Origin of the sequence: Actibacterium sp. XHP0104 (assembly GCF_025751515.1) — a bacterium.
Classification (GTDB): domain Bacteria; phylum Pseudomonadota; class Alphaproteobacteria; order Rhodobacterales; family Rhodobacteraceae; genus Actibacterium_D.
This window is the reverse complement of sequence record NZ_JAOWLE010000008.1, coordinates 56936-70245: the sequence shown is the minus strand read 5'-3', so window position 1 is coordinate 70245 and position 13310 is coordinate 56936. Positions and strand designations below refer to the sequence as shown.

Sequence of the window (13310 nt, the reverse complement as noted above, 5' to 3'; positions counted from 1 at the left end):
GGCGGTAACTACACCTTGCATGATGGCGATGGAAGCGGATAGATACCCGGCGAAACGGGAGTGCACGGGAGCGCGTCATGTTCGACACAATGACTCTGACTAAAATCGTGGGCGGATTTTGCGGCGCCCTGCTGATCTTCCTTCTGGGTGGCTGGGCGGCTGAGGCCCTGTATCACACCGGTGGTGGTCACGGCGAAGGCGAAGGCGCCCATGGCGGCTATGTGATCGCAACCGCAGATGACGGTGGCCATGCCGCCGAAGCCGAAGAAGAAGTTTCCTTTGAAGAGCTGCTGGCCGCCGCCGATGTGGCGAAAGGCGAGAAGGCCTTTTCGAAATGCAAGGCCTGCCACAAGGTGGACGGTTCGAACAGCACTGGCCCCTACCTGAACGGTGTGGTTGACCGCGCTGTCGGTTCGGTTGCCGGGTTCGGTTATTCGGGTGCGCTGGTTGCTGTGGCCGATGTCTGGACCGCAGAGAACCTGGACGGTTTCCTGGAAAACCCCAAGGGTTTCGCCCCCGGCACCAAGATGTCGTTCTCGGGCCTGCCCAAGGCAGAAGACCGCGCCAACCTGGTGGCCTATCTGGCATCGCTGGGCGGCTGATCGCCACAACGATCTGACGAATTCGGGGCCGCCTTGTTCAGGGCGGCCCTTTTTCTTGCGCGGGTGGGGCGATCACGGAATCTCAACTTGTCGCCCCCCGATCCCCCCCTTAGCTTTGGCAAAGGCAAACCCGTTTCAGGGGAAGCAGTCAGAGGAGGATAGCGCATGACACGACCCGCCCAGGTGGCCAGCCCGGTCAGACGGATGATGGGGGCCAGCCTTTTGGCAGCAGGTCTGGCGGCGTTGTCCGGCCCGGCATGGGCCGAGGGCGAAGTGATCCGCGCGCATGGCATCTCGACCTTTGGCAACCTGAAATACGGCCCCGATTTTCCGCATCTGGATTACGTCAATCCCGACGCGCCAAAGGGCGGCGAGATTTCGATCTGGGCGTTCGGGTCGTTCGATTCGATGCATCCCTACACGATCAAGGGCCGCGCGGCGGGGCTGTCGACCGTGTTTTTCGAATCTCTGCTGACCGGCACCGCTGACGAGATCGGGTCGGGCTACTGCCTGCTGTGCGAAAGCCTGGAATACCCCGAGGATCGCAGCTGGGTGATCTTTCACCTGCGCCCCGAGGCAAAATTTTCCGACGGCACGCCGCTGACGGCCGAGGATGTCGAGTTTTCCTATCAGACCTTCAAGGAGAAGGGGCTGAGCAGCTTTCGGACCGAACTGGCGAAAAAGGTCGAAAGCGTCGAAGTGATCGACCCGCACACGATCAAGTTCAACTTTGCCGCCGGCATTCCCACCCGCGATCTGCCGATGGATGTGGGCGGCATTCCGGTGTTTTCCAAGGCGCATTACATCGCCAACAACCGCGATTTCGAGGCGAACTCGCTAGAGCCGCTATTGGGGTCTGGCGCTTACGTTCTGGGCCGGATGGATGTGGGCAAGACGGTGGTCTACACCTATGACCCCGATTATTGGGGCGCCGATCTGCCGATCAACCGGGGCCGCAGCAATTTTGCCAGCCTGCGCATCGAATATTACGCCGATTACAACGCGGCCTTCGAGGGGTTCAAAGGCGGCAGCTATACGTTCCGTAACGAGGCCTCGTCGAAAATCTGGGCCACGGGGTACGAGTTTCCTGCCGTGCAAAGCGGGTTCGTCAAGCGGGTTGCGCTGCCTGACGGGTCAAAGGCCACGGGTCAGGCCTTTGCGCTGAACCTGCGACGCGACCAGTTCCAGGATCGCCGCGTGCGCGAGGCGATCGGCCTGATGTTCAATTTCGAATGGTCGAACGAAACGCTGTTTTACGGTATTTATCAGAGGGTTAACTCGTTCTGGGAAAACACCGACATGGCGGCCGAGGGCCTTCCGGGCGCCGACGAGCTGGCGCTGCTAGAGCCGCTGGCCGATCTGCTGCCGCCGGGCGTGCTGGATCAGCCCGCCGCCTTGGCGCCGGTCTCGGGCGAACGTCAGCTTGACCGCAAGAACCTGCGCCGCGCCAGCACCCTGCTGGACGAGGCGGGCTGGGACAATGTCGGCAATGACGGGATGCGCCGCAATGCGGCCGGCGAAACCCTGCGGATCGAGTTTCTGAACGACAGCCAGACCTTTGACCGCGTCATCAACCCCTATGTCGAAAACCTGCGCCGTCTGGGTGTCGATGCCGTGCACGTGCGCGTCGACAATGCCGAGGCCGAGAACCGCGAGCGCCCGCCGGCCTATGATTTCGACGTGGTGACGACCTTTATGCAGACCGGGTACGTTCCCGGCAGCGAGCTGCGCCAGTTCTTCGGGTCGGAAACGGCCGACAGCTCGACCTTTAACAAGATGGGGCTCAAGAACGAGGCGGTTGATCGCCTGATCGACGCGGTGATGGCTGCCGAGTCTGAGGAGCAGATGAAAACCGCCGTGCGCGCGCTGGACCGGGTGCTGCGGGCCGAGATGTTCTGGGTGCCGCAATGGTACAAGGCCACGCATACGGTGGCCTATTACGACATGTATGAACATCCCGATCCGTTGCCGCCATATGATCTGGGTCATCTGGACTTCTGGTGGTATAACGCCGAGAAAGCAGAAAAGCTGAAGGCCGACGGCGCCTTCTGAATAACAGGGCAGAGCAACAGGTATGGGCGCCTATATTCTCAGGCGGATATTGCTGATCATCCCCACGTTGGTGGGGATCATGGTCATCAACTTCTTTCTGACCCAATTCGTGCCGGGTGGTCCGATCGAACAGATCATCGCGCAGGTGCAGGGTGAGGGCGACGTGTTCCAGGGCATCGCCGGGGGCGGTGACGTGGGCGAAAGCATCGGCGGCGGTGATGAACGCTATGCCGGCGCGCGCGGCCTGCCGCCCGAGTTTCTGGACAAGCTTGAAATCGAGATGGGCTTTGCCCGGATCACCTGCGCCGCGGGTTATGTGGGCGAGGCCACGCTGGACGCGCCCGAATGCACCAAAGAGGCCATCGGCGTGGTCGAACGCTTTGGCATCATGATGGGCAACTATCTGCGGTTCGATTTCGGCGAGAGCTATTTCCGGTCGATCTCGGTCATTGACCTGGTGATGGAGAAGATGCCGGTCTCGATCACGCTGGGCCTGTGGTCGACGCTGATCGCCTATCTGATCTCGATCCCGCTGGGCATCCGCAAGGCGGTCAAGGACGGGTCAAGTTTCGACACTTGGACCTCGGGCGCGATCATCGTGGCCTATGCGATACCGGGCTTTCTGTTCGCGGTGCTGTTGCTGGTGCTGTTCGCGGGCGGGTCGTATTTCAAATGGTTCCCGTTGCGAGGGCTGACGTCTGACGGGTTCGACGACCTGTCGACGCTGGGCAAGATCGCCGATTATTTCTGGCACATCGCCCTGCCGGTTCTGGCCAGCACGATCAGCAGCTTTGCCACGCTGACGCTGCTGACCAAGAACTCGTTCCTCGACGAGATCAAGAAACAATACGTCATCACCGCCCGTGCCAAGGGGTTGAGCGAAAGCCGCGTTCTCTACGGCCATGTCTTCCGCAACGCCATGCTGATCGTGATCGCGGGTTTTCCTGGGCTTTTCATCAGCGTGTTCTTCGGCGCCTCGATCATCATCGAGACGATCTTTTCGCTGGATGGCTTGGGCCGTCTGGGGTTCGAGGCCGCCGTGGCGCGCGATTACCCGATCGTGTTCGGCACGCTTTACGTCTTTGGCCTAATCGGCCTGCTGGTCGGCATCCTGTCTGACCTCATGTATGTCTTTGTCGATCCGCGTATCGACTTTGAAAGCCGGGAGACGTGACCATGTTCACCCTCTCGCCGCTCAACCAACGCCGCTGGCGCAACTTCAAGCGCAACCGCCGCGCCCTGTGGTCGCTGATCATTTTCACGGTGCTGTTCGGCCTGTCGCTGTTTGCCGAGGTTCTGGCCAACGACAAGCCGATATTGGTGCGCTATCGCGGCGAGACCTTCGTGCCGATCTATAATTTCTATCCCGAAACCGCGTTCGGCGGCGATCTGCGAACCGAGGCCGTCTATCGCGATATCGAGGTGCAATGCCTGATTGTGACCGGCGGGCTGGAAGAGTGCTGGGATGACCCCGAAGGCCTGATCGAGGATGCCGCCGATGGCGAGATTGCCGGCGAGGCGATTGAAAAGGGCAGCCTGATCTGGCCGCCCATTCCCTATAGCTATTCCACCGTCAACGATATCGGCGGCACCGCGCCTTCGGCGCCCGATGCCGATCACTGGCTGGGCACCGACGATACGGCACGCGATGTTCTGGCGCGGGTGATTTACGGGTTTCGCCTGTCGATCCTGTTCACGCTGATCGTGACCTCGATCGCCTCGGTCATCGGCATTGTCGCCGGGGCGGTGCAGGGCTATTTCGGCGGCTGGGTCGATCTGATCTTTCAGCGCGTGATCGAGATCTGGTCCTCGACCCCGCAGCTTTACATCATCATTATCCTCTTCGCGATCCTGGGGCGCAGTTTCTGGTTGCTGGTGTTCCTGATGGCGCTGTTTGGCTGGCCGTCATTGGTGGGCGTGGTGCGGGCCGAGTTCCTGCGCGCGCGCAATTTCGAATATGTGCGCGCCGCCCGCGCGTTGGGCGTCAGCAATGCCAAGATCATGTTCCGCCACATGCTGCCCAACGCCATGGTGGCGACGCTGACCATGCTGCCCTTTATCATCACCGGCACGATCGGCTCGCTGGCCGCGCTTGATTTCCTGGGCTTTGGCTTGCCGTCGTCGGCCCCCTCGCTGGGCGAGCTGACCTTGCAGGCGAAACAGAACCTTCAGGCGCCCTGGCTGGCCTTTACGGCGTTTTTCACCTTTGCGCTGATGCTGTCGCTGCTGGTGTTCATCTTTGAGGGCGTGCGCGACGCGTTCGATCCCAGAAAGACGTTCCAATGAGCGGCGTGCTGGAGGTCAAGAACCTGTCGGTCAGTTTCCGGCAGGACGGCAAGGATCACCCGGCGGTGCGGGATGTGTCATTCACCGTCACGCGTGGCGAGACAGTGGCGCTGGTGGGCGAATCCGGGTCGGGCAAGTCGGTGACGGCGCTGTCGTCGGTATCCCTGCTGCCCGAAAGCGCGACGATCACCGGGTCGATTACCTATGAGGGCCAACAGATGGTCGGGGCCGACAAGGCCCTGCTGCGCAAGGTGCGCGGCAATGACATCAGTTTCATCTTTCAGGAGCCGATGACCTCGCTCAACCCGCTGCACACGCTGGAAAAACAGCTGCGCGAGAGTATCGAGTTGCATCAGGGGCTGACCGGCGACGCGGTGCGCGCGCGGATCATCGAACTGTTGATCAAGGTCGGCATCCGCGACCCCGAAACCCGGCTGAACGCCTATCCGCACCAGCTGTCGGGCGGGCAGCGCCAGCGCGTGATGATCGCCATGGCGCTGGCCAACGGGCCGGATCTGTTGATCGCGGACGAGCCGACCACCGCGCTGGACGTGACCATTCAGGCGCAGATCCTGGACCTCTTGGCGGATCTGAAGACATCCGAGGATATGAGCCTGCTGTTCATCACCCATGACCTTGGCATCGTGCGCCGCATTGCCGACCGGGTCTGCGTGATGAAGGACGGCGAGATTGTCGAAACCGGCGCCACGGCCGAGATTTTCGCCAACCCACAGCATCCCTATACCCGCAAACTGCTGGGGGCCGAGCCCACCGGCCGCCCCGACCCGGTACCGGCAGAGGCGCCGGTGATCGTCGAAACCAACGCCCTGCGCGTCTGGTTCCCGATCCAGCGCGGGCTGATGCGCCGCACGGTGGGGCACGTCAAGGCGGTGAACGACGCCTCGATCGACGTGCGCGCCGGTGAAACGCTGGGCATCGTGGGGGAGTCGGGGTCGGGTAAGACCACGCTGGCGCTGGCGATCATGCGGCTGATCTCGTCGCAGGGGGGCATTCGCTATCTGGGCGAGGATATCCAAGGGCGCAGCTCGAAACAGCTGCGGCCGCTGCGGCGCGACATGCAGATCGTGTTCCAGGACCCCTACGGATCACTCAGCCCGCGTATGACCATCGAACAGATCGTCGCCGAAGGACTGGGCGTGCATGGGCTGGAACCGGGGCAGGACCGCCGCCAGATGGTGGCCGACATCCTGACCGAGGTCGGCCTGCGCCCCGAGATGATGCACCGCTATCCGCATGAGTTTTCCGGCGGGCAACGCCAGCGCATCGCCATCGCCCGAGCGATGATCCTGCGGCCCAAGCTGCTGGTGCTGGACGAGCCGACCTCGGCGCTGGACATGACCGTGCAGGTGCAGATCGTCGATCTGTTGCGCGATTTGCAGCGGCGCTATGGGCTGGCCTATCTGTTCATCAGCCACGACCTGAAGGTTGTGCGCGCCTTGTCACACAAGGTGATCGTGATGAAGCAGGGCGATATCGTCGAGGCGGGCGACAGTGCCACGATTTTCGACGCGCCGCGTTCCGACTATACCCGCACGCTGATGCAGGCGGCATTCGGGCAAGGGTGATCTGGCGGTGCGCGCCTGGCGGCGCACAAGTTATGCCTCGCGGCTGCGCCGCTCAGGGTGCCTCCGGCGGGGATATTTCAACAAAGAAGAATGCCCTTCTTTTTCGCATAAATATCCCGGGGTTTGGGGCAGAGCCCCAAGGCGCCTAGATGGCCGAGCTGTGGCCGGCCTTGCTGAGGTCGTAGGCGTCAAACCCGCGGGCGATTATCCGCGTTAGGGGGCGGCCCTTTTGCGGGACGAAGAGGCCGTCTTGGCTAAGTTCGACCATGTCGCCGAACGTGTCCTTGATCGGGCGGAACAAGGCGTCGAGCTGAGCATCGGTGATGCCGAAGCTGGATTTCATTTCGGCGGCGTCGATGCGGAAGTCGCACATCAGTGCCTCGATCATGCGCGAGCGCAGCTTGTCGTCGGGGGTAAAGATGTGACCGCGCCCGGTGGCAAAGCGGCCTTCGCGCACGCGGCCGGTATATTCCGAGGTCGAGGACAGGTTCTGCGCAAAGCCTTGCGGGAAGCGCGAGATCGACGAGGCGCCCAGACCGATCAGCACATCGGCGGTATCGTCGGTATAGCCCTGGAAGTTGCGGCGCAGGCGACCGGTGCGTTGGGCGACCTCTAGCCCGTCGCCGGGGCGGGCGAAGTGGTCGATGCCGATCTCGCGGTAGTCGTCCCACAGGAACAGCCGGCGGGCGGTTTCAAAGAGTTGCAGCCGTTCCTCGGGGGTGGGCAGCGCGTCCGAGGGCAGCATCTGCTGGCGCTTGGCCATCCAGGGCACATGGGCGTAGCCGTAAAGCGCGACCCGGTCGGGGGTCAGAGACAGCAGTTTCTGCACGCTTTCGGTGATGCGTTCGCGCGACTGGTGCGGCAGGCCGAACAGGATGTCGGCGTTCAGGCTGATGATGCCACGCTCGCGGATCATGTCGGCGGCCTGGCGGGTCAGGTCGTAGCTTTGGATGCGGCCGATGACTTCCTGGATCTGCGGGTCAAAGTCCTGCACCCCGATCGAGGCGCGGTTCATGCCCGCCGCCGCCAGCACGTCAAGGCGGTCTCCGTCGATCTCGTTGGGGTCGATTTCTACCGAGAATTCGGCATTTTCGCCCAGTTGCACCACATCGAAGATGGAATCGGTCAGGTCGCGCATCATGTCGGGTGTCAGCAGGGTGGGGGTTCCGCCCCCCCAATGCAGCCGCGACAAGGTGACGCTCCGCGGCAGGTGCCGGCGCAGCAGGGCCAACTCGGCCTTAAGCGTTTCGACATAGGCCTGAACGGGCGAATTGGTGCGTGTACCCTGGGTGCGGCAGGCGCAGAACCAGCACAGCCGACGGCAGAAAGGCACATGAATATAAAGGGAAATCTGCGACCCACCGGGGATGGCCTGGATCCAGTCGGTAAAGTGGCCTTCGTTGACCGACGCGGAAAAATGTGGTGCCGTGGGATAACTGGTATACCGTGGCACCCGGGCGTCGAACAGTCCTAGCCGGGTGAGTTGCGATTCGGTGTTCATTCGCCTAGGTGTAGCTATGGCCACGGGCCAAACATTGATCGAAATCAAAAACGAGTCCTCCATGGCTGCTCAAGATCACGCTTTCTCGCATGTCGAGTGCAGTAATTGCCCCATTCGCCACAGGGCTGTCTGCGCGCGCTGTGATGCGGACGAGCTGCAGTCGCTGGAAGGCATGAAATACTACCGCAGCTTCGAGGCCGGTCAGACGGTGATCTGGGCCGGCGACCGGATGGATTTCGTGGCCTCCGTGGTTGAGGGCATCGCGACCCTGACCCAGACGATGGAGGACGGGCGCACCCAGATGGTGGGTCTGTTGCTGCCGTCGGATTTTGCCGGGCGTCCGGGGCGCGACACTGCCGCCTACAATGTCGTTGCGACGACGCGTCTGACGATGTGCTGTTTCCGCAAGAAACCGTTCGAAGAGCTGATGTCGCGCACGCCGCATATCGGCCAGCGTCTGCTTGAGATGACCCTGGACGAGCTGGATGCCGCGCGCGAGTGGATGCTGCTTTTGGGCCGCAAGACGGCGCGCGAAAAGATTGCCAGCCTGCTGGCCATCATTGCCCGCCGCGATGCGACGCTGAAACTGTCGGCCGCATCGGGCAAGATCGTGTTCGATCTGCCGCTGACGCGCGAGGCCATGGCCGATTACCTGGGGCTGACCCTGGAAACGGTCAGCCGCCAGATCAGCGCGCTGAAACGCGACGGCGTGATCGAGCTGGAAGGCAAGCGCCACGTGACGGTGCCCGACATGGAGCGCCTTCTTGATGAGACCGGCGACGACACGGACGGCGGCGTTTTCGTCTAGGCCCTAATGCGCCAGCAGCACCGGAACGGTGGCGCTTTCCAGCATGTTGCGGGTCGCTCCGCCCAGGATCGCCTCGCGGAAGCGCGAGTGACCATAGGCGCCCATCACCACCATATCGGCATTCATGTCGGCCACGTGCCGCAACAGAACATCCGAGATCCGCGGCATGGTCTTGGCCAGCACCGTGATCTCGGTGCGGGCGCCGTGGCGGCCCAGCATCTGTGACAGCAGCCCGCCGGGGTCTGACCGGTCGGGGCCGTGCTGGGGCGGGTCGATCACGGTGATGTCGACCAGATCGGCCGCCGCCAGCAGGGGCAGGGCGGCGCGGATCGCGGTCATGGCCTCGGCGCTTTGGTTCCAGGCCACGGCGATGCGATTGCCGGTGCGCGCCAGATCGACGCCGTGCGGGGCGATCATCACGGGCACCTGGCCGTCGAACAGGGCGGCCTCGACGATGGTTTCATGTTCGATGCCCAGGTTGGGGCCATAGGGTTTGGGCAGAATCACCAGATCCGCGAATCGTGCCCAGCCGGCGATCAGCGGGGACAGGGCGGTGATCTGGGCCACGGCGGTTTCGCTGGCCCAGCGCATGGTCTCGCCCGACATGCGCTTGCGCACGGCCTCTTCGATTCGAGTGGCGTCATGCTGGGCGCGCTGCAGGGTTTCCTGCAGCAACACCGCATTGGCGCCAGCGAAATAGTATCCGGTTTGGGTGCGGTCGAGCCCCAGGCACAGCACGTCGAGATGCGCGTCTTCGCGATTGGCCATCGCGATGGCGGCGTCCAGGGCCGATTGGGTCAGATCCGCATCCGTAACGACCGTGAGAATGGTCTTGTAGGCCATCTTTACCTCCTGTTGCGCAGTTCTTGTGTCGCTTGTGCGACTTTCGTAGCGCTTTCAGCAGCATCGCCCGCCTATCGGCGCGCGCCTTGATATGGATCAAGGTTCGAGACTCCTCTCGCGGCCATACCGCATTCGTGGAAAAGTAGCCCGAGCCGCGACGAATCGCGGTCGGGAATGACGAAGGGACGCACGATGTGGGATTATGCAAAGATGGTCGTGTTCGGCGTGATTGCGGTTCTTGCCGCGATTGCCGCGAACTACGCCCGTGACATTGCCTACCTGGTGAATGCTCTGACCGTTATGCTGGCCGCTGCCGGCATGTTTATCTATACGGTCCGCACTGCTGGGAACGAGAAAACTGTAGATACTTCCGGTTACATGGACGGCGTCGTCCGGGCCGGTGTGATCGCAACCGCCCTTTGGGGCGTGGTCGGCTTTGCCGCAGGGACGTTCATCGCGTTCCAGCTGGCGTTTCCGAGCCTGAACTTTGAATGGGCACAGGGCTATGCCAACTTTGGCCGCCTGCGTCCGCTGCACACCTCGGCCGTGATTTTCGCCTTTGGCGGCAACGCGCTGATCGCCACCTCGTTCTACGTGGTGCAGCGAACCTCGGCCACGCGGCTGTGGGGCGGCAATGCCGGCTGGTTCGTGTTCTGGGGTTATCAGCTGGTCATCGTGCTGGCGGCAACCGGCTATCTGCTGGGCGCGACCCAGTCGAAGGAATATGCTGAGCCGGAATGGTATGTCGACCTGTGGCTGACCGTCGTCTGGGTGGTTTACCTGGCCGTGTTCCTGGGCACGATCATCAAGCGTAAAGAAAAGCACATCTACGTCGCCAACTGGTTCTACCTGGCGTTCATCGTCACGGTTGCCATGCTGCACGTGGTCAACAACCTGTCGGTTCCGGTGTCGATCTTCGGCTCGAAGTCGGTTCAGGTGTTTGCCGGTGTGCAAGACGCCATGACCCAGTGGTGGTACGGCCACAACGCCGTGGGCTTCTTCCTGACCGCCGGCTTCCTGGGCATGATGTACTATTTCGTGCCGAAGCAGGCCGAACGTCCGGTTTATTCGTATAAACTGTCGATCATCCACTTCTGGGCCCTGATCTTCCTGTATATCTGGGCTGGTCCGCACCACCTGCACTATACCGCGCTGCCCGACTGGGCCGGTACGCTGGGCATGGTGTTCTCGGTGATCCTGTGGATGCCCTCGTGGGGCGGCATGATCAACGGCCTGATGACCCTGTCGGGTGCCTGGGACAAGCTGCGCACCGACCCGGTGATCCGTATGATGGTGATCTCGATCGGCTTCTACGGCATGTCGACCTTCGAGGGTCCGATGATGTCGATCCGCGCCGTGAACTCGCTGTCGCACTACACGGACTGGACGATCGGTCACGTGCACTCGGGTGCTCTGGGCTGGAACGGCATGATCACCTTTGGCGCGCTGTACTTCCTGGTGCCCAAGCTGTGGAACCGTGAGCGCCTGTATAGCCTGACCCTGGTCAGCTGGCACTTCTGGCTCGCCACCATCGGCATCATTCTGTACGCCGCCGCCATGTGGGTGACCGGTATCATGGAAGGCCTGATGTGGCGCGAAGTTGACGCGCAGGGCTTCCTGGTGAACTCGTTCGCCGACACCGTTGCCGCGAAACTGCCGATGTATGTGGTGCGTGGTACGGGTGGCCTGCTGTTCATCGCTGGTGCGCTGATCATGTGCTACAACCTGTGGAAAACCGTCGTCTCGGTTCCGGCTGCTGCCGAAGCCCCGGACGCGGTTCCCGCTGAATAAGGGAGGAAGCAGAAATGGCTATTCTCGATAAACATAAGATCCTCGAGACCAACGCGACGCTCCTGCTGATCTTCAGCTTCCTGGTTGTCACCATCGGCGGCATCGTGGAAATCGCACCGCTGTTCTACCTCGAGAACACCATCGAAGAGGTGGACGGCATGCGGCCCTACTCGCCGCTCGAACTGGAAGGCCGGAACATCTACATCCGCGAAGGCTGCTATGTCTGCCACAGCCAGATGATCCGTCCGATGCGCGACGAGGTCGAACGCTATGGCCACTACAGCCTGGCGGCCGAGTCGATGTACGACCACCCGTTCCAGTGGGGCTCCAAGCGGACCGGGCCTGACCTGGCCCGCGTGGGCGGCCGTTACTCGGACGAGTGGCACGTCGACCACCTGGTTGACCCGCAGTCGGTGGTGCCGGAGTCGGTGATGCCCAAATATGGCTTCCTGCTTAATCGTATGATCGATGGCAAATACATCGAAGACACGATGCGCACGAACGCCTTTGTGGGTGTGCCCTACACCGAAGAGATGCTGGAAAACGCACAGGCCGACTATGCGGTTCAAATCGACCCCTGGGGCGATACCGACGGTCTGCTGGAACGTTATCCGGGCGCTCAGGTTCGCAACTTTGACGGCCAGCCGGGTATCTCGGAAATGGACGCTCTGGTTGCCTATCTGCAAATGCTGGGCACGCTGGTCGACTTCTCGACCTTCGAGCCGGACGCGAGCCGCTAGGAGGGCGTGATGGACACTTACTCCCTGCTGCGAGAATTCGCCGACAGCTGGGCGTTGCTGGCCATGACCGTGTTCTTCCTGGGTGTGATTGTCTGGGCGTTTCGCCCAGGCAGCACCCGGGGATACCGCGACACAGCCAACATCCCTTTCCGGCATGAGAACAAACCCGCCTGCGACGACGATACGAACGGCGCGCATATTAAGGAGGCGCGGACATGAGCACCGACAAGAACAAGAACCCGGGTGATCCCGAAACCACGGGCCATTCCTGGGACGGCATCGAAGAGTTCAACAACCCCCTGCCGCGCTGGTGGCTGTGGACCTTCTATCTGACCATCATCTGGGGCATCGGTTACTCGATCGCCTATCCGGCATGGCCGCTTCTGAAAGAGGCTACTCCGGGGCTTCTGGGTTTCTCGACCCGCGCCAACGTGGCGGCCGACATTCAGCGTTTTGACGACATGAATGCCCCGGTCGAAGCCAAGCTGATCGTGGCCGAGCTGACCGAGATTCCGTCGAACCCCGAGCTGATGAACTACTCGGTCAACGCCGGTAAAGCCGTGTTCCAGACCTGGTGCGCCCAGTGCCACGGGTCGGGTGCGGCCGGTGTCCAGGGTGCGGGCTATCCCAACCTGCTGGACGACGACTGGCTGTGGGGCGGCACGATCGAGGATATCCACCTCACCGTGTCGCACGGCATCCGCAACGAGCAGGATCCCGATGCCCGTTACTCGGAAATGCCCAAGTTCGGCGAGATCCTAGAAGCTGAGGAAATCGATCAGGTGGTCCACTATGTCCGCCAGATTTCCAACCAGGAGGCCGACGCCACCCTGGCTGCTGCGGGTGAAACCGTGTTCCTCGACAACTGTGCCTCGTGCCACATGGAAGATGGCACCGGCGACCGTTACCAGGGCGCGCCGAACCTGACCGACGCCGTTTGGCTGTATGGCGGTGAGGTCGACACGCTGACCGAGACGGTGACCAATTCGCGCTACGGCGTGATGCCCAACTGGACGGGTCGTCTGAGCGAAGCCGATATTCGCGCTGTTTCGACCTATGTTCACTCGCTTGGTGGCGGTGAATAAGTCCTGAAAAGCTTCC

12 protein-coding genes are annotated in these 13310 nt (G+C 62.0%); 10 read left to right on the top strand and 2 right to left on the bottom strand.

The window, feature by feature from the left end; translation table 11 throughout:
- The first annotated feature begins 77 nt into the window (after positions 1-77).
- From OE856_RS12410 to OE856_RS12390, 5 genes are all read left to right on the top strand, one after another.
- Positions 78-602 (top strand): c-type cytochrome, encoded by a 525-nt coding sequence (locus tag OE856_RS12410; protein ID WP_263716447.1) that lies wholly within the window; start codon positions 78-80, stop codon positions 600-602.
- A 165-nt stretch (positions 603-767) separates the two neighbouring features.
- A complete protein-coding gene (locus tag OE856_RS12405) occupies positions 768-2654 on the top strand; it encodes an extracellular solute-binding protein (protein ID WP_263716446.1) in 1887 nt (628 codons plus the stop codon).
- A 22-nt stretch (positions 2655-2676) separates the two neighbouring features.
- Positions 2677-3828, top strand: a complete 1152-nt coding sequence (locus tag OE856_RS12400; RefSeq protein WP_263716445.1) for a microcin C ABC transporter permease YejB — start codon at positions 2677-2679, stop codon at positions 3826-3828.
- 2 nt (positions 3829-3830) lie between these two features.
- Positions 3831-4940: an ABC transporter permease gene (locus tag OE856_RS12395; protein ID WP_263716444.1), complete on the top strand. Its 1110-nt coding sequence runs from the start codon at positions 3831-3833 to the stop codon at positions 4938-4940.
- Complete coding sequence (locus OE856_RS12390) at positions 4937-6526, top strand: ABC transporter ATP-binding protein (RefSeq protein ID WP_263716443.1); 1590 nt, start codon at positions 4937-4939, stop codon at positions 6524-6526. Before OE856_RS12395 ends, OE856_RS12390 begins: the two co-directional genes overlap by 4 nt.
- Before the next feature lie 145 nt (positions 6527-6671).
- Here the strand turns inward: OE856_RS12390 and hemN are convergent, their stop codons facing one another.
- Positions 6672-8027, bottom strand: coding sequence for an oxygen-independent coproporphyrinogen III oxidase (hemN, locus tag OE856_RS12385; RefSeq protein WP_263716442.1), 1356 nt, complete (start codon positions 8025-8027; stop codon positions 6672-6674).
- Between the two features lie 61 nt (positions 8028-8088).
- Between hemN and fnrL the strand changes: the two genes are divergently transcribed.
- Entirely contained in the window at positions 8089-8835 is a 747-nt protein-coding gene (gene fnrL / locus OE856_RS12380; RefSeq protein WP_263716441.1) for a transcriptional regulator FnrL, read from the top strand.
- A gap of 3 nt (positions 8836-8838) precedes the next feature.
- Here fnrL and OE856_RS12375 read toward each other — a convergent pair whose 3' ends face one another.
- The gene (locus OE856_RS12375) at positions 8839-9678 is read right to left on the bottom strand and encodes a universal stress protein (protein WP_263716440.1); all 840 of its coding nucleotides are present in this window, start codon (positions 9676-9678) and stop codon (positions 8839-8841) included.
- A gap of 192 nt (positions 9679-9870) precedes the next feature.
- On the opposite strand from OE856_RS12375, the gene ccoN reads away from it, so the two are divergent.
- Genes ccoN through ccoP form a run of 4 tightly spaced genes read left to right on the top strand, consistent with a single transcriptional unit; the run spans position 9871 to position 13294 of the window.
- Positions 9871-11469 carry a cytochrome-c oxidase, cbb3-type subunit I gene (ccoN, locus tag OE856_RS12370; protein ID WP_263716439.1) on the top strand — a complete coding sequence of 533 codons (1599 nt, stop codon included), beginning with the start codon at positions 9871-9873 and terminating at the stop codon, positions 11467-11469.
- A gap of 14 nt (positions 11470-11483) precedes the next feature.
- Complete coding sequence (gene ccoO / locus OE856_RS12365; protein WP_263716438.1) at positions 11484-12209, top strand: cytochrome-c oxidase, cbb3-type subunit II; 726 nt, start codon at positions 11484-11486, stop codon at positions 12207-12209.
- Between the two features lie 9 nt (positions 12210-12218).
- Positions 12219-12428: a cbb3-type cytochrome c oxidase subunit 3 gene (locus tag OE856_RS12360; RefSeq protein WP_263716437.1), complete on the top strand. Its 210-nt coding sequence runs from the start codon at positions 12219-12221 to the stop codon at positions 12426-12428.
- The gene (ccoP, locus tag OE856_RS12355) at positions 12425-13294 is read left to right on the top strand and encodes a cytochrome-c oxidase, cbb3-type subunit III (RefSeq protein WP_263716436.1); all 870 of its coding nucleotides are present in this window, start codon (positions 12425-12427) and stop codon (positions 13292-13294) included. The genes OE856_RS12360 and ccoP overlap by 4 nt, the downstream gene beginning before the upstream one ends.
- Positions 13295-13310 lie beyond the last annotated feature (16 nt).